The organism is Paenibacillus sp. 01T443 (genome assembly GCF_056398325.1).
This window is the reverse complement of the sequence record NZ_JBFTPE010000001.1, coordinates 322,448-345,421: the sequence shown is the minus strand read 5'-3', so window position 1 is coordinate 345,421 and position 22,974 is coordinate 322,448. Positions and strand designations below refer to the sequence as shown.

General features: G+C 46.6%; 25 protein-coding genes and 1 riboswitch. All 25 genes read left to right on the top strand.

All coding sequences use genetic code 11. The features are described 5' to 3' along the window. Positions 1-57: 57 nt before the first annotated feature. The 25 genes from AC1DLI_RS01660 (at position 58) to scpB (ending at position 22,936) form a co-directional block, all read left to right on the top strand. Positions 58-621, top strand: coding sequence for an NUDIX hydrolase (locus AC1DLI_RS01660; RefSeq protein WP_477599022.1), 564 nt, complete (start codon positions 58-60; stop codon positions 619-621). Between the two features lie 774 nt (positions 622-1,395). After that, entirely contained in the window at positions 1,396-2,016 is a 621-nt protein-coding gene (gene spoIIM / locus AC1DLI_RS01655; protein ID WP_477599020.1) for a stage II sporulation protein M, read from the top strand. A 92-nt stretch (positions 2,017-2,108) separates the two neighbouring features. Further along, positions 2,109-2,582, top strand: a complete 474-nt coding sequence (gene fur, locus AC1DLI_RS01650) for a ferric iron uptake transcriptional regulator (RefSeq protein ID WP_477599018.1) — start codon at positions 2,109-2,111, stop codon at positions 2,580-2,582. A 302-nt stretch (positions 2,583-2,884) separates the two neighbouring features. Then, positions 2,885-4,027, top strand: a complete 1,143-nt coding sequence (gene ald / locus AC1DLI_RS01645; protein WP_477599016.1) for an alanine dehydrogenase — start codon at positions 2,885-2,887, stop codon at positions 4,025-4,027. Positions 4,028-4,104: 77 nt separating this feature from the next. Further along, positions 4,105-4,338 carry a YqzK family protein gene (locus tag AC1DLI_RS01640; RefSeq protein ID WP_477599014.1) on the top strand — a complete coding sequence of 78 codons (234 nt, stop codon included), beginning with the start codon at positions 4,105-4,107 and terminating at the stop codon, positions 4,336-4,338. Positions 4,339-4,457: 119 nt separating this feature from the next. Next, on the top strand, positions 4,458-5,348 hold the full coding sequence (gene xerD / locus AC1DLI_RS01635; RefSeq protein WP_477599012.1) for a site-specific tyrosine recombinase XerD: 891 nt from the start codon (positions 4,458-4,460) through the stop codon (positions 5,346-5,348). A gap of 47 nt (positions 5,349-5,395) precedes the next feature. Further along, on the top strand, positions 5,396-6,589 hold the full coding sequence (gene deoB, locus AC1DLI_RS01630; protein WP_477599010.1) for a phosphopentomutase: 1,194 nt from the start codon (positions 5,396-5,398) through the stop codon (positions 6,587-6,589). A 56-nt stretch (positions 6,590-6,645) separates the two neighbouring features. Next, positions 6,646-7,485, top strand: coding sequence for a purine-nucleoside phosphorylase (locus AC1DLI_RS01625; RefSeq protein ID WP_477599008.1), 840 nt, complete (start codon positions 6,646-6,648; stop codon positions 7,483-7,485). A gap of 111 nt (positions 7,486-7,596) precedes the next feature. After that, positions 7,597-7,758, top strand: coding sequence for an aspartyl-phosphate phosphatase Spo0E family protein (locus AC1DLI_RS01620; RefSeq protein ID WP_364148984.1), 162 nt, complete (start codon positions 7,597-7,599; stop codon positions 7,756-7,758). A 32-nt stretch (positions 7,759-7,790) separates the two neighbouring features. After that, positions 7,791-9,119: a pyrimidine-nucleoside phosphorylase gene (locus AC1DLI_RS01615; protein WP_477599005.1), complete on the top strand. Its 1,329-nt coding sequence runs from the start codon at positions 7,791-7,793 to the stop codon at positions 9,117-9,119. 305 nt (positions 9,120-9,424) lie between these two features. Then, positions 9,425-10,576, top strand: coding sequence for a D-alanyl-D-alanine carboxypeptidase family protein (locus AC1DLI_RS01610; protein ID WP_477599361.1), 1,152 nt, complete (start codon positions 9,425-9,427; stop codon positions 10,574-10,576). 261 nt (positions 10,577-10,837) lie between these two features. Continuing rightward, the gene (spoIIAA, locus tag AC1DLI_RS01605) at positions 10,838-11,191 is read left to right on the top strand and encodes an anti-sigma F factor antagonist (protein WP_308996680.1); all 354 of its coding nucleotides are present in this window, start codon (positions 10,838-10,840) and stop codon (positions 11,189-11,191) included. Continuing rightward, entirely contained in the window at positions 11,188-11,634 is a 447-nt protein-coding gene (gene spoIIAB, locus AC1DLI_RS01600) for an anti-sigma F factor (protein WP_308996679.1), read from the top strand. The genes spoIIAA and spoIIAB overlap by 4 nt, the downstream gene beginning before the upstream one ends. A 19-nt stretch (positions 11,635-11,653) precedes the next feature. Continuing rightward, complete coding sequence (gene sigF, locus AC1DLI_RS01595) at positions 11,654-12,409, top strand: RNA polymerase sporulation sigma factor SigF (RefSeq protein WP_308996678.1); 756 nt, start codon at positions 11,654-11,656, stop codon at positions 12,407-12,409. Between the two features lie 114 nt (positions 12,410-12,523). Then, on the top strand, positions 12,524-13,174 hold the full coding sequence (locus AC1DLI_RS01590) for a stage V sporulation protein AA (RefSeq protein ID WP_477599003.1): 651 nt from the start codon (positions 12,524-12,526) through the stop codon (positions 13,172-13,174). Then, positions 13,167-13,595: a stage V sporulation protein AB gene (locus AC1DLI_RS01585; RefSeq protein WP_477599002.1), complete on the top strand. Its 429-nt coding sequence runs from the start codon at positions 13,167-13,169 to the stop codon at positions 13,593-13,595. The genes AC1DLI_RS01590 and AC1DLI_RS01585 overlap by 8 nt, the downstream gene beginning before the upstream one ends. A gap of 25 nt (positions 13,596-13,620) precedes the next feature. Further along, positions 13,621-15,276, top strand: coding sequence for a spore germination protein (locus AC1DLI_RS01580; protein ID WP_477599001.1), 1,656 nt, complete (start codon positions 13,621-13,623; stop codon positions 15,274-15,276). Between the two features lie 130 nt (positions 15,277-15,406). Then, positions 15,407-16,738, top strand: a complete 1,332-nt coding sequence (gene lysA, locus AC1DLI_RS01575; protein WP_477599000.1) for a diaminopimelate decarboxylase — start codon at positions 15,407-15,409, stop codon at positions 16,736-16,738. Between the two features lie 53 nt (positions 16,739-16,791). Further along, positions 16,792-17,223 carry a peptidylprolyl isomerase gene (locus AC1DLI_RS01570; protein WP_477598999.1) on the top strand — a complete coding sequence of 144 codons (432 nt, stop codon included), beginning with the start codon at positions 16,792-16,794 and terminating at the stop codon, positions 17,221-17,223. 33 nt (positions 17,224-17,256) lie between these two features. Beyond that, positions 17,257-17,466: riboswitch (FMN riboswitch) on the top strand. Positions 17,467-17,688: 222 nt separating this feature from the next. Then, on the top strand, positions 17,689-18,786 hold the full coding sequence (gene ribD / locus AC1DLI_RS01565) for a bifunctional diaminohydroxyphosphoribosylaminopyrimidine deaminase/5-amino-6-(5-phosphoribosylamino)uracil reductase RibD (protein ID WP_477598998.1): 1,098 nt from the start codon (positions 17,689-17,691) through the stop codon (positions 18,784-18,786). Between the two features lie 185 nt (positions 18,787-18,971). After that, positions 18,972-19,631 carry a riboflavin synthase gene (gene ribE, locus AC1DLI_RS01560; RefSeq protein WP_477598997.1) on the top strand — a complete coding sequence of 220 codons (660 nt, stop codon included), beginning with the start codon at positions 18,972-18,974 and terminating at the stop codon, positions 19,629-19,631. Positions 19,632-19,820: 189 nt separating this feature from the next. Beyond that, positions 19,821-21,056 (top strand): bifunctional 3,4-dihydroxy-2-butanone-4-phosphate synthase/GTP cyclohydrolase II, encoded by a 1,236-nt coding sequence (locus AC1DLI_RS01555; protein WP_477598996.1) that lies wholly within the window; start codon positions 19,821-19,823, stop codon positions 21,054-21,056. Positions 21,057-21,079: 23 nt separating this feature from the next. Beyond that, positions 21,080-21,550: a 6,7-dimethyl-8-ribityllumazine synthase gene (ribH, locus tag AC1DLI_RS01550; protein WP_139994612.1), complete on the top strand. Its 471-nt coding sequence runs from the start codon at positions 21,080-21,082 to the stop codon at positions 21,548-21,550. A gap of 35 nt (positions 21,551-21,585) precedes the next feature. Continuing rightward, positions 21,586-22,365, top strand: a complete 780-nt coding sequence (locus AC1DLI_RS01545) for a segregation and condensation protein A (RefSeq protein ID WP_477598995.1) — start codon at positions 21,586-21,588, stop codon at positions 22,363-22,365. Then, the gene (gene scpB, locus AC1DLI_RS01540) at positions 22,334-22,936 is read left to right on the top strand and encodes an SMC-Scp complex subunit ScpB (RefSeq protein ID WP_308996667.1); all 603 of its coding nucleotides are present in this window, start codon (positions 22,334-22,336) and stop codon (positions 22,934-22,936) included. Before AC1DLI_RS01545 ends, scpB begins: the two co-directional genes overlap by 32 nt. Positions 22,937-22,974 lie beyond the last annotated feature (38 nt).

Here is a 22,974-nt window from a genome sequence, read left to right as displayed (position 1 = left end):
CAGCGGCTGGACAAGTTATGCGCAGTAAACAAACAACAATTAAGGGAGAGATTACGATTGGAAGAGCAACAACCGACTGTTCTATGGCGTGAAGAAACCATTCATACTGAGCCTATATTTGAAGGTAAAATGATAACTCTGCAGGTTGATACCGTAACGCTTGCGGATGGCAGAACAGCGACAAGAGAAATCGTGAAGCATCCCGGAGCGGCTGCCGTTATGGCATTATTAGACGGAAAGCTCCTTGTGGTTGAGCAATTTCGCAAGCCGCTTGAAAAATTTCAAATCGAAATTCCTGCAGGCAAACTAGACCCTGGAGAAGATCCGTTAACGGCTGCAGCTCGCGAGCTTGAGGAGGAGACGGGTTACCGCTCCAACGAACTGAAGCTATTGAGCGCATTTTACACCTCCCCAGGTTTCGCTGATGAGAAACTATATATCTATTTCACGGACAAGGTAGAGCAAGGCGTGCAAAACCCGGACGACGATGAAGATCTCAAAGTTGAAGCCATTACACTAGAGCAAGCCGAAGCCTACATACTAGAGGGTCGTATCAGTGATGCCAAAACGATTTTGGCAGTCTATGCATGGAAACTATATATTCTAACTGGTCGGCTGTAGCCGACCTTCTTTTCTATCTACATACCCGTCATACCCCGCTATAACTCTTCATACAATACAATAAAAAAGACAACCCCTTTTTGTAAAATTTCGATGTTTTACCCATATGAGGAAATCGATGATTATTGAAATAGATGAAAATAAAATAGACTCCAAGTTTAGTTTTAACTATAAATTTCTATTTTGAGAACAGCAGATGTAGTTCAAGAGCAATTAACTTGAAAATATACCGTTAATCACGCTTCGGTGGTTTAGTTGTTTCGTTTAACTGGAAATTCCCCATCTAAATAAGCTGAATTATGCTAAATTGGATCAGCTGATTAAGTTTAGAAGGAGTTTTTCCAGTTAATCGCATAAATTCAGCTGATACCAACGAAATAGCTGGAGAAATTCCTGTTACATTGCAGGTGTCCAGAGGGTGCAACTCTTGAGGCCTCCTTTGGAGGGAAGGTTTTGACGGGGTTTGAAACTCTTAAAGATATATTGGTATTAATCCGTAAGAGTAGCCCAATCTCGTCCATCAAACGTTAAGCGTGTCCCCCAGGGACGAAAGCGCTCCTCCGTAAACAAAGGTTACATATGCCGGATGATCTCCAACGTTAGTCGAATTGCGGGTGTCCAGAGGGTGCAACCCTTGGGGCCCTCCCTTGGAAGGGAGGGTTTGGGTGGGTTCGAATAGCTCTTAGAATAGCTCTTAAAAATAATAACCCTTGAGGGCAGGGAGAAATCCTTTATAAAGGGCTGGGTTCCACAATCGTGAAAGGTTTGGTGACCATGATAAAAAATCAATTGTCATTGTATGTATTCGTATCCGTACTTTTTGTCGTGGGTGTTATTTTCGGAGCGTTAATGGTCAATGCTCTTACGCTTGAGCAGCAGCAGGAGCTTGCACAAGACGTCGATCAATATGTTCAGCTCATGAATGACGGCATTGGTTCAGGAGCGGCCCATTCCTTTTGGGATCGTTTTTTCTTCCACAGCAAATGGCTGCTGTTATTGTGGCTTTTGGGCATCACAGTTGTTGGCATACCAGGGGTGCTAGCCCTTAATTTCTTAAAGGGAGCACTGGTCGGATTTTCGGTAGGAACACTCATCAATCAATATGCATGGAAAGGCGTACTATTTTCATTGGTCTCGATTGCCCCGCAAAACATGATAGCTGTTCCGGCAATGGTCATTATGAGTGCGGCTGCGATTTCGTTCTCCATGTTTGTTATCAAGAATAGGCTTCTTATGCAGAAGGGGGAGCTTGCTCCCCAGCTGGGCTCCTTTACATCTACGGCCATACTGATGCTGATCTTTTTTGCAGGCGCAGCCCTGTTTGAAGCGTATATTTCACCTGCATTAATCAGCTGGGTTTCACCGCTGCTTTCGTCTGCGAGCGCCACAATCTGACACCAAAATGTTTGACTTTACTGCATGGTAGCACCTATAATGAGAGGTAACGTTTCCTGAAATAGGCGCAGACATGTGGTAGGGGGGAAATCATGGAAGCCCGGATTGAGAAAATTAAACAACAGTTGCAGTCGCAGGGCTACAAATTAACCCCGCAGCGCGAAGCAACGGTGCGTGTTTTGTTAGAGAACGAAGACGACCACCTGAGCGCTGAAGATGTATTTATGCTAGTAAAGGATAAGGCCCCGGAAATCGGACTTGCAACGGTTTATCGGACATTGGAATTGCTAAGCGAAATGCATGTTGTCGAAAAATTGAATTTCGGCGATGGGGTAGCCAGGTACGATCTGCGTACGGACAGCAACAAACATCATCACCATCACCTAATATGTGTGCAATGTGGATCAATGGATGAGATTAAAGAAGATTGGCTTTTGCCATTAGAAGAACGGCTAGAGCAGGAGTACGGATTTTTTGTCATCGACCATCGTCTTGACTTTCAAGGCATTTGTCGTCGTTGCAAAGAGAAAAACGATATTGCTAACCCTAATGAAAATCACACTTAAACGGCTTGGCTGCCCAGCATAACTGGACGGCAAAGCCGTTTTGGCATTTTATAAGGTACCGACATTCAAGCATTTTCTTACATAGTCTGTGGGATTAGCCATTTTACACATATATGATTGTTGCACGAGCACACATATTTTTTGAAATATAACAAAGTATAGAAACGTAACAAATGCTGAGCGAACATTTTGCTATAACTCTTCTCCAAATGGACGATCATTCCGTCTCGAACTCTCATACAACATAGAAAGCGATATTTTATGCCGCTTGATTTAGAATAAACCTGAAGGAGGTATTAGATATGATTGTGGGAGTCCCTAAGGAAATCAAACAAAGTGAGTACCGTGTTGCTTTAACCCCTGCAGGCGTAACCGTACTTTCTTCTGCCGGTCATAAAGTGATTGTGGAATCTGGGGCGGGCAGCGGCAGCGGATTTGAAGATAGTGATTATTTACGTGAGGGTGCCGAGATTATCATGACCGCTGCGGAGGTTTGGGCACGTGCCGAAATGATTATGAAAGTGAAGGAACCGCTTGCGGAGGAGTTTGCTTATTTTCGCGAGGGACTGCTGCTGTTTACGTATTTGCATCTGGCAGCAGCGCCCGAATTAACGAAGGCGCTGATTGATAAAGGTGTCACGGGGATTGCTTATGAGACGATTCAGCTGGCCAATGGCAGTCTGCCGCTCTTAACTCCAATGAGTGAGGTGGCGGGAAGAATGTCCGTTCAAGTAGGGGCGCAATTCCTGGAAGCATTTAATGGAGGGAGAGGCGTACTGCTTGGAGGAGTGCCTGGCGTTCCACCGGCAGAGGTTGTAATTATAGGCGGCGGGATTGTGGGAACAAATGCTGCAAAAATCGCATTAGGCATGGGGGCCAATGTCGTCATTCTGGAAAGAAGCGCTGACCGAATGAGATATTTGGACGACATTTTTGGCGGGAGAGTTCGTACGCTGATGTCTAGTCCTTACCATATTGCCGAAGCGGTTTCCAAAGCTGATTTACTCATTGGAGCGGTTCTCATACCGGGAGCGCGCGCGCCTCACTTGGTAACGGAGCCCATGGTGCAAGCTATGAAGAAAGGCTCGGTTATCGTAGACGTAGCGGTTGATCAAGGCGGCTCTATCGCGACAGTCGATCGGCCGACAACGCACAAGGATCCAATCTACATCAAGCATGGCGTCGTCCATTATGCGGTTGCTAATATTCCGGGAGCAGTGCCGCGGACGTCTACGTTTGCTTTAACGAACGTAACGATACCTTATGCGCTCGATTTGGCAAGCCATGGCATGGAAGCTGTTCGAAAAAGCATACCTTTGCAAAAAGGTGTGAATACGCATGCGGGCAGAGTGACCTACGAGCCTGTTGCCGCAGCAACCGGTCTTCCGTATGTACCGCTTGAGAAATGGTTGGACAGCGTGCCTTACGAAGGTTTGCAGGATTAATGGCATATTCGTGCCAGCCTCCTCATATGGTGATACGGATGAACAATCGTATCGGCATGCTAAGGAGGCTGGTTTGTATGGTTTTTTCGATCCGCAGATGGACGAGCCGTATCGTTTTTATTGTAGTTTTCACCATATTGCTTTTCGTTGTCACCGGCGGCTACCGCTGGCTTGCGGATGCAATATCGCCTGTACACCCTTATCGCGAACCGAAAGGGGCTGCAATGAAGGTTTTTCTCACAGATCCGGATTCACCCGATACCAAAGATGTTGCTGATCGGCTCCGATGGTTTTATTGGTACGGCGAGTAGCTCTTTGTGCAGATTGTACAGAAAATCCATGCAAGCAGGATTAATAGAGTCGAATGTTGAATATTTTTGTAGAAAAGTATGGTTAACCATGCCGTGTGTCTTAAGTGAAAGGGAGTCCAATGAAAGCTCATTTAAATCACTATATACATTATTTGCGAACGGAACGAAGGTTGTCCGAAAATACCCTATCTTCTTATGAACGGGATTTGAATCAGTTTATTCTTTATGTGCAGGAGCAAGGCATTAATGATATTACTGCCGTACAAAGACATCTTATTTCAAGGTATATGCTTCATTTGAAGGAGCAGGGTAGAAAAGCCGCGACGCTTTCAAGGCATATTGTTTCTGTCCGGGCTTTTTTTCACTACTTAGTCGCTCAGGGCTATATTTTGTCTAACCCATCAATCTATATGGAAGCGCCTAAGCAGGAAAAAAAGCCTCCAAGCATATTGAGTGTCGCTGTCACCAGCACATTGCTTGAGACGCCTGACAGTGCCAGCGCAGCAGGTAAACGTGATAAAGCGATGCTGGAGCTCATTTACGCCACGGGAATTAAGGTATCTGAGCTTGTGGCACTGAATATTGAACATATCAACATGCAGCTGGAATTTATTCAATGTATTGGCACAGGCCTTAAGGAGCGAATTGTTCCTTTTGGGCGGTTGGCATCAAAAGCATTATCTGATTATCTCGATTCGGGAAGAACTGAATTATTGACGGAAAGAGAATCGGAATCTGCTTTATTCTTAAATCATTTAGGTACGCGTTTGACAAGACAAGGATTTTGGAAGACGATAAAGAAGCATGCGAAGGAAGCGGGAATCAATGAGGATATTACCCCTTATACCCTTAGGCATTCTGTAGCTGCGCACTTACTGGATAACGGGGCGGATATTAGAGCGGTCCAAGAGCTTCTCGGACATGCCGATATTTCGACTACGCTTAAGTATACGCAGGTATCCACAACGCGTATAAAGGATACGTATAACCGTGCTCATCCGCGCGCTTAAGGCAGGGGAGCAATGATGGATTAGACACAGAGGAGGAAATCATACATATGAAATTTGATCGCATCACGGTAATTGTGTTGGATAGCGTGGGAATTGGCGAGCTTCCTGATGCGGAGACATTTGGGGATTTAGGATCCCATACGCTTGGTCATATCGTGGAGAGTGTACAAACTACGAAGCTTCCGCATTTAAGAAGATGGGGATTAGACCGAATCGCTCCGATTCATGATTGGCAGCCAGCAGCCGAATCTTCAACTGCTTATTATGGAAAAATGGCCGAAGTTTCGGTAGGAAAGGATACGATGACGGGGCACTGGGAACTTATGGGTCTGAAGTTGACGGTTCCGTTTCAAACCTTCCCCGAGGGCTTCCCTCCAGAGCTGCTTATTCCCTTTGAGGAACGCACAGGACGGAAAGTGATCGGCAATAAGCCTGCTAGCGGTACAGAGATTTTGGACGAGCTTGGAGCGGAGCAAATGGAAACAGGCGCTTGGATCGTCTATACATCGGCAGATAGCGTGTTTCAAATTGCTGCCCATGAGGATGTCATTCCTCTTGAAGAGCTTTATCGTGCTTGTGAAATTGCCCGAGAGCTCACCATGGATGACCGTTTTACGGTCGGCCGTGTCATTGCAAGGCCATACATAGGCAAGCCTGGCGCTTTCAAGCGCACGCCGAATCGACATGATTACGCAGTGAAGCCACCGCAGCCTACCGTATTAAACGCTTTGAAGGATGCAGGCTTTGACTCCATCGCGATTGGCAAAATTAATGATATCTTTGATGGCGAGGGTATAACGGCTTCGTCGCCTACAAAAAGCAATGCCGATGGAATCGAAAAAACGCTTGAGCAGCTTAAGCAGCCATTTAAAGGTCTTTTGTTCACTAATCTTGTTGATTTTGATTCCCTTTACGGACATCGCCGCGATCCAAAAGGGTATGCTGCCGCATTAGAGGAATTTGATCAGGCGGTACCTGCTTTGGAGCAGCAATTGGGCGAGAGAGATCTTCTTATCGTGACAGCCGATCACGGGAATGATCCTGTGCATCCAGGTACAGACCATACCCGTGAATATGTGCCTATTCTTTTATACAGCCCTGCGTTTAATGAGCCGGGCCTACTTCCAGTTCGTTCAACCTTCTCGGATCTTGGCGCAACGATAGCTGATAATTTCGGTGTTCAGGCACCTCCGAATGGAAGAAGCTTCCTCTCGGAATTGATCGTAGAAAAACAAGCTTAAAAAACAGCGGATTAGGGTATTAATGAGTTACTGAATTTATTTTAGGAGGAATTGAAATGACTACAATTACATCACCAGGACTAACGGCAGCACATATAAAAGAAGCGGCAGCCTATATTCAAGCAAAAACAGAGCAGCGGCCGGAGATTGGCTTAATTATGGGCTCGGGGCTTGGCGTGTTAGGTGACCACTTGGAAAATGCCGTATCGATTCAATATCATGACATTCCATATTTTCCGATCTCGACGGTAGAGGGCCATGCAGGCGAGCTGTTAATCGGAACGATTTCGGGAAAAACGGTCCTGCTCATGCGCGGGCGTTTTCACATGTATGAAGGCTATGGTCCGGAGCTTACAGCTTTCCCGGTTCGCGTCATGAAGGCATTAGGCGTAAAGACATTGCTTGTAACCAATGCTGCGGGCGGCATCAATACTAATTATGAAGCAGGAAACCTGATGTTGATTTCCGATCATATTAATTTTACGGGAAAAAATCCGCTAATCGGGCCGAACGATAATGAGTTAGGCGTACGTTTTCCTGACATGTCCGAAGCATACAGCAAACGATTAAGAGAAATTACACGCGATATTGCAACAGCCCAAGGCTTCACGCTGCGTGAAGGAGTCTATGCGGGACTGCTTGGTCCTACATACGAAACGCCAGCAGAAATTCGAATGTTGAGAGTTCTTGGCGCCGATGCTGTCGGAATGTCGACTGTTGCGGAAGTTATAGCTGCGCGTCATTCGGGAATTGAGGTCGTTGGAATTTCTTGTATAAGCAATATGGCCGCAGGTATTTTGGATCAGCCTTTGTCACATGGGGAAGTTATGGAAACGACAGAACGAGTCAAGTCCCAATTTTTGGGACTTGTTACTGCTTTGATAGCAGCTATGTAATATTTTTTGTAACACAATTGTAATAATTCCGTCGACTCAATATGACAGTGTTTTTTTTATGTTTCGTCGTATAATGTCCCTGATTACAGGAAGATGGAGTGGACAAAGAATATGGACAAGCAATTAATCACACAGATGGAGCAGTTGCGTAAAAAGATGATAGAAGCGGCTCTATTGAATGAAAGCCTTCAGCATTTGGACGTAATTATGCTTAGCCAATCACTTGATGAGATTATTGTCCAGGTGCAGAGGGAGCGACGCGCTTATAGTTAATTAACAACGGAATGGCGAATGGAGAGGGAAATATGCGGTCGGTAGACATAATACAGAAGAAAAGAGACGGTGGCGAGCTGACCGCTTCTGAGTTAACTTTTTTAATTGACGGATATTCTCGCGGAGATATTCCTGATTATCAGCTCTCGGCATGGGCAATGGCTGTCTTTTTCCGAGGAATGACTGCGAAGGAAACGGCTGCGCTCACGCTGGCAATGGCTAATTCGGGAGATCAGGTAGATCTCGGTCCCATTAGCGGAATTAAAGTGGATAAACATAGTACAGGCGGCGTTGGGGACAAAACTACCTTAATCCTTGCGCCATTGGTTGCATCAGTAGGCATTCCTGTTGCAAAGATGTCCGGTCGCGGCTTAGGTCACACCGGCGGAACCATAGATAAGCTTGAATCCATTGAAGGCTTTCGTACAGAGCTCTCCCGTGAGAAGTTTATGACGCAGGTGAACGATATCGGATTATCTGTTATTGGTCAAAGCGGAAATCTCGCGCCTGCGGACAAGAAACTATATGCGCTTAGGGATGTTACCGCAACGGTGGAGTCGATTCCGCTGATCGCAAGCTCAGTCATGAGCAAGAAGATTGCCGCCGGGGCAGACGCCATTGTGCTTGATGTAAAAACGGGAAGCGGGGCGTTTATGAAAACGCTGGAGGATTCCGAGCAATTGGCGAAAGCGATGGTAGATATCGGGACGGAAGTCGGGCGAAATACGGCTGCTGTCATTAGTGATATGGATCAACCGCTGGGCTTCGCGATTGGCAACGCCCTTGAAGTGCAGGAATCAATTGAAACACTCAAAGGAAACGGTCCAGATGATCTTACGGAGCTTTGTCTAACATTAGGCGCTCATATGGTCGTATTGGGCGGGAAGTCGGATTCAGTAGAGTCAGCGAAGGAGCTGCTTCGCGACCAGATTAAGAGCGGAGCAGCTTTGGAGAAATTTAAAGCTTTCATAGCCGCTCAAGGCGGTGACGCATCGATTGTCGATGATCCATCTAGACTGCCGCAAGCACCTATCATCATCGAGGTGACAGCCGAAGGATCGGGCTTCGTAAACGCCATTGAAGCAGAACAGTTAGGTTTGGCTGCAATGCTGTTAGGCGCAGGCCGAGCCACGAAGGATGCAATAATTGATTATGCCGTTGGTGTTACACTTCGAAAAAAAGTAGGAGACACCGTCAATACTGGGGATACCCTTGCGCTGCTTCATGTTCGGGACGCTAATGAATCCGCAAAGGAAGTAGCTGTAAAAGTAAGGCAGGCATATTCCCTGTCGGCTGAGAAGCCAGAGCCGCGAGCTTTGCTTCTATCGGTAATTACAGCTGAGGGCGTACAACGTTATTAATTCTGGAAACATAAAAGTAATCCGCTCCTATATAGGGGCGGATTTTTTGTTGCGCAAATCATTCTCTAGCTATTTGGAATAATTTCCAGATTAAGAGTCAACACTGAAAAGAGAAATATAAGCGAATTGTGTCGCATCTACGTTTGCTGCACAAAACTTAAGCGAGTGCTTGCGAAGCAAGTTTTGCTTCACAAAACTTAAGAGAATGCTTTCGAAGTAAGTTTGCTTCACAAACTTTTTAGGAGGAGATCTAGTTGAAAAATCGTTCTATCAAGCTATGTTTAATTATTCTCGCATTCACGCTCATGCTGCCAGCAGCTGCTTTTGCTGCTGTGGAGCCGACGCCGGCCCCCGGACCTGCGCCTTCCAATCAGGCGCCTAACGCAAATCTGGCGCCATCTGCGCGATCTGCCATTCTAATGGATGCCGATAGCGGCACGGTTATTTATGAGAAAAATAGTCATGATAAGCTGCCGCCGGCGAGCATTACAAAAATCATGACGCTGCTGCTGATCATGGAAGCATTGGATGACGGGAAGATCAAGCTTTCTGACAAGGTCCAGACGAGTGAATACGCTGCTTCTATGGGCGGCTCGCAAATTTTCCTTGAACCGGGAGAAGAAATGACCGTAGATGATATGATTAAAGGAATTGCCTTGGCATCTGGGAACGATGCTTCCGTGGCGATGGCGGAGAAGCTTGCTGGTACAGAGCAGCAATTCGTTGCGATGATGAATGAGCGGGCACAGGAGCTTGGAATGAACGATACACAGTTTGTTAATCCAAACGGATTACCCATAGCCAACCATTTCTCGTCAGCGCATGATATCGCAGTGATGTCTAGAGAGCTTCTGAAGCATTCCGAGGTTACGAAATATACAGGTCTTTACCAGGATTACTTGCGTAAAACGTCTGAGAAGCCTTTCTGGCTTGTAAATACGAATAAGCTCGTGCGGTTCTACAGCGGAGCAGACGGCTTGAAGACAGGCTTTACGAGTGAAGCAAAGTATTGTCTATCGGCAACTGCCAAGCGTGATAATATGCGTGTTATAGCTGTTGTAATGGGCGAGCCTGACACGAAGACCCGCAACGCTGAAGTATCCCAAATGTTTGATTATACTTTCGCGCAATATATGAATCACTCGATTATTAAAGAGGGTGAATCCATGGGGACACTGCAAATAGAGAAGGGTGTAGCACCGGAGCTGCCGCTCGTTGCTAAACATGCTTACAGCGTGCTTTTGAAGAAAGGCAGCCAAACCAAGGACATTCGGTATGAGCTAAAAATCGACGGCCCTCTTAAAGCGCCGGTTCAACTCGGTCAGCCAATCGGCAAGCTCGTAGTCTACCAAGGCAATCAAGTGCTTAAAGAATTTGACGTGGACGCGCCACTGTCGGTCGAGCGTGCAGGCTGGTGGAAATTACTTAAGCGTTCCTTCTCAGGATTATTCTCGTAACGTAATGCGGTAATCCATGCGAATACATGCTGAAAACAACTCACATTTTGTCAGCTGTTAGCGGTATGCTTCTAGTTTTGTCGGCATGCAGGAAAAGGCCATCAATTTGGAGAATTGCTAGTTCTATCTCGGCATGTGTAACTGTCTGATTCTGACTCACCGCAGATCAGCCCGTGTTGCACGGTGGAATGTAAGGAAGGTATAAAGGATTGACCTATTCTTTCTTATGTTTGAAAAAACCTAGAGGAGATGAACAGCATAATGAGTCTGCAAACTGAATTGGAGCAATACCGTAATGTGCTGATCGTAAGGCTTCGGGGCGAGTTGGATCACCATACAGCCGATGTCGTGCGTTATAAGATGGAGGAAGCCATTCTCCGGGGGAGCAGCGAGCATGTCATTCTCAGCTTGAAGGAGCTGCAGTTTATGGACAGCTCCGGTCTTGGCGTCATTTTGGGACGGTACAAGCAGGTGAAGAGCAAGGGTGGCAAGATGGTCGTCTGTGATGTGAATCCAAATGTTCATCGTTTATTCGAAATGTCGGGCTTGTTCAAGATTTTGACGATACATGATAATGAGCGAAACGCAATTTCCAGTTTGGAGGTGGTGTCATGAACGGATCTAATGAGATGACGCTTTCCTTCAGCGCCCGATCGGAAAATGAGGCCTTCGCACGAATTGCAGTCGCTGCATTTGTGTCGCAGCTCGATCCGACGCTCGAGGAGCTGAATGATTTGAAGACAGCGATTTCCGAAGCCGTAACGAATGCTATTATTCACGGCTACGAGAATGATCCCACCTGCGAGGTTAAAATTGAAGCCCAAATCGAGGGTGATTCCGTATCGATTACCGTGTCGGATAATGGCCGTGGCATTGAAGATTTGGAGCTTGCTCGGCAGCCGCTATACACATCGAAGCCTGAGCTTGAGCGTTCTGGGATGGGCTTTACGATAATGGAAAACTTTATGGACCGTTTTGAAGTTTCAAGTAAGATAGACGGCGGGACGCGCGTAGCCATGCTAAAACGAATCGAATCGAAAAAAGCGCTTTACAATTAGCGTATAGGGGTTGAACCTCATGGATGTCAATCTAAAGCAGACGGCCCAGCCATATTTGGATGACGCGGAAGTAAAGCGGCTTATTGCGTTAAGTCAATCCGGCGATACGCTTGCAAGGGATACACTCGTACAGTGCAACATACGGCTAGTTTGGTCAGTAGTGCAGCGGTTCATCAATCGCGGTTATGAGCCCGAGGATTTGTTCCAAATCGGCTGCATTGGATTGCTTAAGTCAGTAGACAAATTCGACTTGTCCTATGATGTGAAGTTTTCCACGTATGCGGTTCCCATGATTATTGGGGAAATTCAACGGTTTTTACGCGATGATGGTACGTTAAAGGTAAGCAGATCCCTCAAAGAAACCGCCAATAAGGTGCGCAAGATGAAGGATGAGCTCTCCAAAACGTTAGGTCGTTTGCCCACCATTAGTGAGGTTGCGGAGCGGCTGGGTATTACACCTGAGGATGTCGTTTTCGCCCAAGAAGCAAATAAACCGCCAACTTCAATACACGAAACAGTGTTTGAAAATGACGGCGACCCCATCACATTAATGGACCAAATAGCGGATGAATCCCAGGATCGGTGGTTTGACAAGCTTGCGCTTGTTGAAGCCATAGAAGGTCTAAGCGAACGCGAGAGATTAATCGTATACTTACGTTATTACCGCGACAAAACGCAATCCGAGGTGGCTAGCAGGCTGGGAATATCACAGGTTCAGGTTTCACGTCTCGAGAAAAAAATATTACAGTCCATAAAAGACCAAATCGCCCTTTAAGGCGATTTGGTTTTTTCTATTTTTTACCTCATTTTGCATGAGTATCCGAATCGTCCTTTTCTCATACTAAATGGGAAACATACTCCAAAGTTTAAGCAGAAGGGAAGCTGACAGATGGCAATACCAAACCATTCGGTCCTCTATCTGCGTCTAAAAAAACGAATCTACACGAAACCAAATCAGCAGGTCACTTTAGGTCAGGCATCCAGGCTTCTGGCTAAGGACGATAATCTCGAAAAAAAGCTGAAGTCGCTTGTGCTTTACGAGCATAAGAAAGCGGACGGCAATCGCGTCGTGATCGATTTGCTGCAGATCGTCAAAGCTATTCGCGAGCTTGAGCCAGGATTAACTGTCGAAGCCTATGGAGACCCTCAGGTGCTAGTGATGATAGCGGAAAAACCGGTAAAGCCGCGGATTCCTATCCTTATTCTAGCTTGGCTTCTGCTTTTTTTCGGTGCTGGCCTCGCGATCATGAACTTTCATACAGATGTCAGCATGAAGGAGGTTCATATACGCATTGTCGAGCTGATTACCGGTAAACGAACGGAGCATCCGCTTTGGTTTCAAATTCCTTATTCGCTTGGGATAGGCCTTGGAATGGTGTTGTTCTTTAACCACATCTTCCGGAAAAGATTCAATGAGGAACCGAATCCGCTTGAGGTAGAGCTTTATATGTATCAAGAAAATGTAAATGCATATGTCATTGCCGATGAAATGCGCAAAAAGTCGGATTACGACCAGACAAAGGATAAAGAGCATGATTAGCGCGCTTGCTAATATTTTTGTTGCACTGCTTGGGCTGGCGGGCGGCCTTGCTGTAGGAAGCGGATTGGTCGCCCTGCTTATTGTTCTTGATCTTATTCCTCGGCTTGCTCAGATTGCGAATGCATATCGCATGTCAGTGTGGTTCGAGACAGCCGTCATTTGCGGATCATTGTATTGGACGTTTGCCGATTTCATGAATTGGAAGCTGTCATTGCCTTCAGGTTTATTTTTGAGCACAGCAGGGCTGTTTGACGGGATGTTTGTTGGGATGCTTGCCGCAGCTTTGACAGAGGTAATGAACGTACTTCCCATTTTGGCAAAAAGAATGAATTTATCTGATTATATGGTCGCGCTAGTTATGGCTATGGTACTTGGGAAAACATTAGGCTCTTTGTTTGATTGGCTTGTATTTCAATGGTGATACATAAAGGACGAGGTGAAGGCGAATGAAGGATAATCAGAATTCCGAAGGACACGGAAAGGATCGGCACATCGTGCCTCCCATTTTAAATATTCCGGAGCAGCAGCAGGAGGAATCTGGCATTGCGGTAGATGAAGCATCATTTGTTCACTCAAACAAACGAAAAAAGATTGGGAGCGCGGTTTCCGAATCTACAAGAAAAAATGAGGAAAAGCCGGACAAAGAACCGATTCCATCTGATTTAGACGAAGTCCTGGCGCGATTGGAGCATGAGATCGGTTATAAAACGAGCTTCGATGTCGTCGTGAGAGAAATGACATTCGGTGAGCGGCGAACAGCTATGTTATGCATGAACGGTTTGGTCAAGGATACGCTGCTGACCGAGGTGCTCAAGCGTTTGACATTCCTGYAGCCGGAAGATCTTTCGGCTCATGCGTTCCATTCTTTTTTAGACTTGTACGTTCCAGCTGCTCAGGTAACAAAAGAAGATAATTGGAATAATATGCTGACGGGTGTGTTATCCGGCGGAACCGCTTTGTTTATCGACGGCGAGTCGAGCGTAGTGATGATTGATGCTAAGGCTTTTCCTGCTCGCGGACCAGAGGAACCGTCACTGGAGAAAGTCGTACGCGGCAGCAGAGACGGCTTCGTGGAAACGTTAATGGTAAATGTATCGCTCGTTCGGAGACGGCTCCGCGATCCGCAGCTGCGTTACGAGATCGTTCGTGTGGGCGAGCGGACGCAAACGGATGTTTGTATAGCATATATCGATGATATCGTTGATAAAGAGCTGCTCAAATCGATTAAAGATAAAATTTCGATGGTGAAGATCGATGGCTTGCCGCTAGCGGATAAGCAGCTCGAAGAGTCAACCGTTAAGCGGGGTTGGAGTCCTTTCCCGCTCGTCCGTTACTCGGAAAGACCCGATACGGTTGCCGCACACTTACTTGAGGGGTACGTCGCGGTATTCGTTGATACTTCGCCAAGCGTTATGACCCTTCCGACTACCTATTCAGATCTTATGCAGCATGCAGAGGAGAACCGGCAAACGCCATTTATCGGTACTTATTTACGCTGGGTGCGATTTATTGGTATTTTTGCCTCCTTGTTTATGCTGCCGCTATGGCTGTTATTTGTAATGCATCCTGAATTGAAGCCGCCAGCGCTAGAATTTTTAGGTCCGAATAAAACGGCAAAACTGCCGTTAGTCGTCCAGTTCCTGCTTGCCGAGATCGGAGTGGATTTACTGCGGATGGCATCCGTACATACCCCAACTTCACTCGCAACGGCGATGTCACTCGTTGCTGCGATTCTAATTGGTGATATTGCGGTCCAAACCGGAATATTCGTGAATGAAGTCATCTTGTATATGGCTGTTGCGGCGATTGGCATGTTTGCAACGCCCAGCTACGAGCTTGGGCTCGCAAACCGAATTGTTCGATTGGTGCTCATTATTTCGGTGGCCGCCTTCAGCGTGCCTGGCTTCGTCATAGCAACGACAGCCATTATGCTGATGCTTACTATGGAACGTTCCTTCAATCGTCCCTATATGTGGCCAATTATACCATTTGATGTGAGAGCGGTTTGGAGTATCATGGTCCGCCAGCCCGTTTTGTACAATCGAACCCGTCCAAATAACTTGAGGCCGCAGCAGCGCGATAAGATGCCAAAAACAGAGTGATTCATAAAATGCAAATGAAATGTTGATTTATCCATTACGCAGGGCGGGGAATTTGCGTTATACTTGTTCTATTGATGCAAATTCTATCCATTCTACCTGCTTGCAGTTAGAAGAAAGCTGAGGGGAAAATATGTACCTGCATGGAACTAGTAAAATTAACGAAAAAGGTCATTTGGAAATTGGCGGTTGCGATGTAGCTGATTTGGCTGCGGAGTTTGGCACGCCACTATATATTGTGGATGAGGCTCTAGTGCGTCAACGTGCGAGCGAGTATGTCGAGGCTTTCAAAGCTTCTGGTTTAAGATTTCAAGTTGCCTACGCAAGCAAAGCATTCAGCGTAATGGCTATGTGCGCAATTGCCGAGCAAGAAGGGTTATCTCTTGATGTTGTGTCTGACGGCGAGCTCTATACGGCTATGCAAGCCGGATTCCCGGCAGAGCGTATCCACTTCCACGGAAACAACAAAACACCTGAAGAAATCAATATGGCGCTTGACGCCGGAATCGGCTGTTTCGTAGTCGATAACTTTATGGAGCTTCAGCTGTTGAACGCACTAGCTGGCGATAAAGGCAAGAAAGTAAACATCTTGCTGCGTATTACTCCAGGTGTAGAAGCACATACCCATGATTATATTTCTACGGGCCAACAAGATTCCAAGTTCGGCTTTGACCTTGGAAACGGTGCTGCGAAACAAGCGATTCAAGAAGCTCTTGCTTTGCCGAACCTAGTAATTTTGGGCGTTCATTCCCATATCGGCTCGCAAATTTTCGAAGTCGAGGGCTTCCGTATGGCGGTTGATAAAGTTGCTGATTTCGCGGTTGCAATCCGTAACGAGCTTGGACTTACATTTAAGGTAATCAATCTTGGCGGTGGCTTCGGTATTCGTTACGTGGAAGGCGATACTCCGCTTCCAATAAGCGAATATGTAGCGGCAATTACAGGAGCGATTATTACAAACTTCACAAATGCTGAGTTCCCGCTGCCTGAGATTTGGGTAGAGCCAGGCCGCAGTATGGTTGGCGATGCAGGAACGACTTTGTATACGGTAGGCACAAGCAAACATATCCCTGGCGTACGTAAATACATTGCGGTTGACGGCGGTATGACGGACAACCCTCGCCCAGCCCTTTACCAGTCCAAATATGAAGCAGTACTTGCAAATCGTGCAAATGACGCTGCTGAAGAAACAGTTTCGATTGCCGGCAAATGCTGTGAGAGCGGCGATATGCTGATTTGGGACTTGGAATTGCCTAAAGCTGAAAATGGTGACCTGCTTGCTGTTTTCTGTACAGGTGCTTATAATTATGCAATGGCGAGTAACTATAACCGTATTCGTCGTCCGGCTGTCGTTTTCGTTAAAGATGGTCAAGCAGACCTAGCGGTTAAGCGTGAGTCGCTTGAAAATATCGTATGCAATGACGTCATTCCGGCTAGACTTCAAAAATCATCGCTTGCGAAATAAGGACGAAATTGGTAACGTAGTCTTATTCGGATAAAAGAAAGGTAGATGCAGCAATGGCAAAACAAGCAAAAATTACATTAACAAACGGCGGAGAGGTTCTAATTGATCTATTTGATCAAGACGCTCCGAACACAGTAGCAAACTTTGAAAAACTAGCTAGCGAAGGTTTCTACAACGGTCTTACATTTCACCGCGTAATCCCGGGCTTCGTTGCACAAGGCGGCTGTCCAAAAGGAAATGGTACAGGCGGTCCTGGTTACACAATTGATTGTGAAATCAACCCTAACAAGCATGAGCGCGGTACGCTTGCAATGGCACATGCCGGCCGTAACACAGGCGGCAGCCAATTTTATATCGGTTACGCTCCACAGCCGCATTTGGATGGCGGTCACACGGTTTTCGGTAAGGTTTCTAAGGGTATGGAGTTTGTTGATGCTTTCAAAGGCGGAGACAAAATGGAAAAGGTTGAAGTTGAAACGATTTAGTGTTAATATACTAACTATAATTATGTAAGTGCAGCTTTCCTTCGGGGTCAGGTGAAATTCCTAACCGGCGGTGATCGAGTAAACACAGGAGCATCGGATAACCGAACTCCTGTGATGCTCGTCAGTCCGTGACCCGGTCTAAGCAGCTTTTTATTCGGATACATTACGATAGAAGCTAATTAGAACGGTGGACCTGGTGAAAATCCGGGACCGACAGTACAGTCTGGATGGGAGAAGGGGATGCTTCGACAGCTATAACATTCCGCTTGTTTGCGTGTGTGTTTTATTTCACATGTAAAGCTGGTTTGTTTTTTTAGCGTATTTTACAAACCGTTATCGCAGCTTTTGCGGTTTACGATTATTCGGCCATTAAAGCCGACAACGTCGATCGGTTTTGTCGTAGTTCTCAGTTTGTCTTTCATCACCCCTGTCGGATCGTTTGCCGATAGGGGTGTTTTGTTGTTCATGGACGTATTAAATGATGAGTATTACATGGGATTAGCGCTGGAGATGGCTTCAAAGGCTTCTGGTCAAACCGGAATTAACCCTGTGGTCGGTTGTGTTGTGGTGAAGGATGGACGAATTATTGGAATTGGAACGCATCTGAAACGCGGCACGGGTCATGCCGAAGTGCATGCCCTGCAAATGGCAGGCGCAGAGGCGGAAGGCGCAACAGTTTATGTGACACTTGAGCCCTGCAGTCATTTCGGTAAAACACCGCCATGCTGTGAGCGCATTATCGATGCAAAGGCTGCGAGGGTTGTAGTCGCAAGCGGCGATCCAAACCCGGAGGTATCCGGTCGAGGAATTGCAAGGCTTCGTGAAGAAGGCATCGACGTTACAGTAGGGGTGCTCGAGCAGCGGTCACAGCAGCTTAACGAGAAATTCAATAAGTACATTACGACGCGTCTTCCTTTTGTAACCCTTAAGACAGCAAGCACGCTTGATGGGAAAATCGCATCTCGAACCGGCGATAGCCGCTGGGTGACGGGGACGGCTGCTCGGGAACAGGTTCATACGCTGCGTCATCAGCATGAGGCCATTATGGTTGGTATCGGTACTGTACTCGCAGATGATCCGCTCTTAAATACGAGAGCAGCAGTCCCGGCTATTGATCCTGTGCGCATAATTGTGGACTCTACTCTGCGGCTGCCATTGGATGCTCGGGTAGTAGTCGATCGCTCCGTTCGTACCATCGTTTTGACCTCCGGCCAAGCAAGCGAAGAACGCCGACATGCTTTGGAAGCAGCGGGCATTGAAGTCGTGACATGCGGGTCTGATGAGAAGGTTGATCTTATAGCCGGCATGAAAAAGCTAGGTGAGCTTGAGATTGGTTCGATCTTGCTTGAGGGCGGAGGACAACTAAACGGTGCAATGCTGGAAGCGGGTCTTATCGATAAAATCGTTCTTTATTACGCAGCAAAAATTATTGGCGGAGTTGACGCGCCAGGCGCTTTCACCTTTGCTGGTTTTGAGAAAATGGCAGATGCCGTTCAATTGGAACGTGTGAATGTAGAAATGGCTGGCGAAGATATTTGCGTCTCCGGATATCCCGTTTATTAATAGTTAAGGCATGCGGGTTAAACCTAATATTGTTCATAGCTTATAAGTCTGTTTTTTGCACATCTCCGCTTAAAATTGAAGAATAGATTTTACGTTCGCTGAACCAGGCGACATAAATTCGCAAAACCTTGGATCATGCTTACGAAGTAGGTTTTGCAGTCGCAAAACCTTTGAGGAGGACGCTCATGTTTACCGGATTAGTGGAAGAAGTGGGGAAAATGAAAGGAATTACGAAGCAAGGCGAGGCGATGCGTCTGGTGATCGGGGCAGCTCATGTGACTGATGGTGTCATGCTTGGGGACAGCATCTCGGTCAACGGTGTTTGTTTAACCGTTACATCGTTTGACTCTTCATCGTTTTCTGCTGACATCATGCCAGAGACGTACCGTAAGTCCAATCTTCACCAGCTTCGTGCTGGTGAACGAGTGAATCTAGAACGTGCAATGCAAGCTGGCGGAAGATTTGGCGGTCATATTGTTCAGGGCCATGTAGACGGCACTGGCAAAATCGTCAATCGAAATTCGGATGCGAACGCGGTCGTGTATAAGATTCAATTAGAGGATTCCGAAATGCTGCGCTATGTCATTCCTAAGGGCTCCATTACCATCGACGGAATTAGTCTAACTGTTGTGGATACTTCCGGACATTCCTTAACTGTGTCGATCATTCCACATACGCTTGGCGAGACTGCCTTACAGCACAAGCATGCGGGCGATACCGTCAATATAGAATGCGATGTGATCGGCAAATATGTCGATCATCTGCTTCATTTCAAAAAGCCTGAGGCTGCCAAAGCCGAGTCCAAGCTCAGCACGGCATTCCTGTTGGAAAATGGTTTCTTATAACTTAATTTAAGTGAATTATTTTTATTTGAATATTATTGTTAGTTAATAAAATTCATTCGCCATTCCATTGCAGGTCAACGTAAGCCGACTGCTGCAGAAGCTGATCGTAAAAGTAACCAAATCCCTTTGAATCATTAAAGGTCTGGTTGAAGTTTTGAAGTTTGGTTGTCACAAAGGAGGGAATCCCATATGGAACATACAGAAAAAAGTCCATTTGATAGAATCGAGGATGCGTTGGAGGATCTTAAGCTCGGAAAGCCGGTTATTGTCGTAGATGACGAAGATCGGGAAAACGAGGGTGATCTTATCGCGCTAGCTGATAGAACGACACCGGAGGTCATTAATTTTATGATCACCGAAGCCCGGGGCCTTGTGTGTGTACCTATAACGCAGGAACGTGCGGAACAGCTTGATTTGCCGCCAATGGTCACGCATAATACGGATTATCATGGCACAGCGTTCACCGTGTCCGTCGATTACGTAGGGACTACCACCGGTATTTCGGCGTTCGAGCGCTCGGAAACGGTCAAGGCGTTAATTGACCCATCGACAAAAGCATCTGATTTCCGCAGACCGGGCCATATTTTCCCGCTCATTGCAAAGTCAGGTGGCGTGCTTCGCCGCGCAGGTCACACCGAGGCTGCCATCGATCTGGCTGTTATGTGCGGATCAGCACCGGCTGGAGCAATTTGTGAAATTATAAATGAAGACGGTACGATGGCCAGGTTGCCTGATCTGATTGTCTTTAAAGAGAAGCACAATCTAAAGCTCATTACGATTCAAGAGCTTATTCAGTACCGCAATGCAAAGGAAAAGCTGGTAGAGCGTGCGGTTGATGTTAATCTGCCTACGGATTTCGGTACTTTCCGCGCGATTGCGTATACGAATATTGTTGACAATAAGGAGCATATTGCGCTTATTAAAGGCGACATCGAGCCTGAACGTCCACAGCTGGTAAGAGTCCATTCCGAGTGCTTGACGGGGGATGTATTTCACTCTCATCGTTGTGATTGCGGTCCTCAGCTCGAAGCGGCACTTAAGCAAATTGAAGAAGCAGGGAGCGGTGTGCTGCTCTATATGCGTCAAGAAGGCAGAGGCATTGGTTTGATCAACAAATTAAAGGCCTACGAGCTGCAAGAGCAAGGTTTGGATACGGTTGATGCAAATTTAAAGCTGGGTTTTCCGGCTGATTTGCGCGATTATGGTATTGGCGCTCAAATTTTGAAGGATCTTGGCGTACGCCAAATGCGTTTGATGACAAATAACCCGCGCAAAATTAAAGGGCTCGAGGGTTATGGCTTAGAGGTCGTGGAACGAGTTCCGATTCAAATGGAGACGAAGGAAGATAATAAAAGCTATCTGCGAACCAAGAAATCTAAGCTGGGACATTTACTTAGCTTTGAAGATATTGACTATATCATTTAATATAACGAGAGGAAGATGACAAAATGGCACGTATTTATGAGGGACATTTAGTATCAGAAGGTTTAAAATATGGAGTAGTAGTAGGACGTTTCAACGAGTTTATTTCAAGCAAGCTTCTTGGAGGAGCATTGGATGCTTTTAAGCGCCACGGTGCACAGGATTCTGACGTTGAAGTCGCTTGGGTACCAGGTGCTTTCGAAATTCCGCTAATCGCACAAAAAATGGCGGAGAGCGGAAAATACGACGCGGTTATCACCCTTGGCGCGGTCATTCGCGGATCAACGCCGCATTTTGATTTTGTTTGCAATGAAGCGGCTAAGGGCGTTGCAGCAATCGCGCTGAAAACAGGTATCCCAACGATTTTCGGCGTACTCACAGTGGATTCGATTGAGCAAGCTATTGAGCGTGCTGGCACAAAAGCAGGAAATAAAGGTTACGAGGCTGCTGCCAGCGCAATTGAAATGGCGAATTTGACAAAGCAATTGCAAGGTTAAGCTGCGAAGTTAAGGCTAGGCGGGAGGAAATGTAAGTGTCGGTGCTTTATAAGCTGGATTCTTTTGAGGGGCCGCTTGATCTATTGCTTCACTTGATCGACAAAGCCGAAATCGATATCCATGAAGTGTCTATCAGCGAGATTACGATTCAATATATGGATTACTTGCATGCGATGAAGGAGCTGGAGCTGGAGGTTACGAGTGAGTTTCTAGTGATGGCGGCTACCCTCTTGGCGATAAAGAGCAAGCAGCTTCTTCCTAAGCCTCCCGTATTTGAGGATCATTACGAGGATTGGCCTGATGATGGTCTGGATCCGCGAGACGAGCTCATACAGAAGCTCGTAGAATACAGAAAGTTCAAGCAAATTGCCGAACAGCTGCGCGAGAAGGAAGTCGAGCGCAGCCTTGTTTATTCACGTGAACCGGAAGATATGACGCCATTCATGAAGGAAGAGAAGGTTAACCCAGTGGAGGGCGTCCATCTGTCTGATTTAATTTCTGCCTTTCAGAAGGCACTGCGACGGGCAGCAAGACGCAATGTCGTTGCAACGGTTCAGCGTGACGAGATTTCTGTCAAGGATCGCATTCGAGATATCGTGGATGTGCTAAAGCAATTTGAAACGGTTCGTTTTTCGCGTCTCATTCGTGAAAATATGGACAGGCACGAAATCGTGGTCACTTTTCTTGCGATTCTGGAGCTTATGAAAATGAAGCAAGTACGCTGCTTTCAGCATCAGCTCTTTGACGACATCGTTATTCATTGGAGAGGAGAGTCGTCTCAAATTGGATTATCAGAAGTTGAAGACAATTATTGAGGGTTTGCTGTTTATGGCAGGCGATGAGGGTCTGACAAAGCGGCAGCTTGCAGATATTTTAGAGCTTGACGCGGATCTTGCGTCCGATCTGGTATATGATTTGCAGCGTGACCTCGAACGCGAGGGACGCGGCATTCAAATTGCGGAGGTTGCTGCTTCATATCGGCTAACGACTCATTTGGAGCACGCTCCGTATTTTGAGCGGATGGCTTATACACCTACTCGATCACAGCTTTCACAGGCTGCACTAGAGACACTCTCTATCGTAGCTTATCGTCAACCCATCACGAGAATTTCAATTGAAGAAATTCGTGGTGTAAAGAGCGATCGGGCGATTCAATCGCTCGTATCAAAAGATCTAATCGAAGAGGTTGGCCGTGCCGAGCAGATTGGCCGTCCGATATTATATGGAACGACGAAATCATTTTTAGATTACTTTGGATTACCTTCCATCAAAGAACTGCCAGAGCCAGGAAACGTGGATATCGATGATGCGCTTGAGGAGCAGACTCAGTTACTTTTCGATCGGCTTGATGGTCAGCAGATGACAATTGAAGAAATAAAAGAATGAGATTTGGCCGCCGGGTCATACTATATTCAACCCATATT

Bases quoted from the DNA above. Each gene is read 5' to 3' on its own strand.
- AC1DLI_RS01610 (WP_477599361.1), top strand. From the start codon at position 9,425: ATGCTGCCAGCAGCTGCTTTTGCTGCTGTGGAGCCGACGCCGGCCCCC.
- AC1DLI_RS01570 (WP_477598999.1), top strand. From the start codon at position 16,792: ATGGCAAAACAAGCAAAAATTACATTAACAAACGGCGGAGAGGTTCTA.
- fur (WP_477599018.1), top strand. From the start codon at position 2,109: ATGGAAGCCCGGATTGAGAAAATTAAACAACAGTTGCAGTCGCAGGGC.
- xerD (WP_477599012.1), top strand. From the start codon at position 4,458: ATGAAAGCTCATTTAAATCACTATATACATTATTTGCGAACGGAACGA.
- spoIIM (WP_477599020.1), top strand. From the start codon at position 1,396: ATGATAAAAAATCAATTGTCATTGTATGTATTCGTATCCGTACTTTTT.
- ribE (WP_477598997.1), top strand. From the start codon at position 18,972: ATGTTTACCGGATTAGTGGAAGAAGTGGGGAAAATGAAAGGAATTACG.
- sigF (WP_308996678.1), top strand. From the start codon at position 11,654: ATGGATGTCAATCTAAAGCAGACGGCCCAGCCATATTTGGATGACGCG.
- spoIIAB (WP_308996679.1), top strand. From the start codon at position 11,188: ATGAACGGATCTAATGAGATGACGCTTTCCTTCAGCGCCCGATCGGAA.
- ribH (WP_139994612.1), top strand. From the start codon at position 21,080: ATGGCACGTATTTATGAGGGACATTTAGTATCAGAAGGTTTAAAATAT.
- ribD (WP_477598998.1), top strand. From the start codon at position 17,689: ATGGACGTATTAAATGATGAGTATTACATGGGATTAGCGCTGGAGATG.
- AC1DLI_RS01620 (WP_364148984.1), top strand. From the start codon at position 7,597: ATGGACAAGCAATTAATCACACAGATGGAGCAGTTGCGTAAAAAGATG.
- AC1DLI_RS01625 (WP_477599008.1), top strand. From the start codon at position 6,646: ATGACTACAATTACATCACCAGGACTAACGGCAGCACATATAAAAGAA.
- AC1DLI_RS01615 (WP_477599005.1), top strand. From the start codon at position 7,791: ATGCGGTCGGTAGACATAATACAGAAGAAAAGAGACGGTGGCGAGCTG.
- AC1DLI_RS01640 (WP_477599014.1), top strand. From the start codon at position 4,105: ATGGTTTTTTCGATCCGCAGATGGACGAGCCGTATCGTTTTTATTGTA.
- AC1DLI_RS01590 (WP_477599003.1), top strand. From the start codon at position 12,524: ATGGCAATACCAAACCATTCGGTCCTCTATCTGCGTCTAAAAAAACGA.
- lysA (WP_477599000.1), top strand. From the start codon at position 15,407: ATGTACCTGCATGGAACTAGTAAAATTAACGAAAAAGGTCATTTGGAA.
- spoIIAA (WP_308996680.1), top strand. From the start codon at position 10,838: ATGAGTCTGCAAACTGAATTGGAGCAATACCGTAATGTGCTGATCGTA.
- AC1DLI_RS01585 (WP_477599002.1), top strand. From the start codon at position 13,167: ATGATTAGCGCGCTTGCTAATATTTTTGTTGCACTGCTTGGGCTGGCG.
- ald (WP_477599016.1), top strand. From the start codon at position 2,885: ATGATTGTGGGAGTCCCTAAGGAAATCAAACAAAGTGAGTACCGTGTT.
- deoB (WP_477599010.1), top strand. From the start codon at position 5,396: ATGAAATTTGATCGCATCACGGTAATTGTGTTGGATAGCGTGGGAATT.
- AC1DLI_RS01555 (WP_477598996.1), top strand. From the start codon at position 19,821: ATGGAACATACAGAAAAAAGTCCATTTGATAGAATCGAGGATGCGTTG.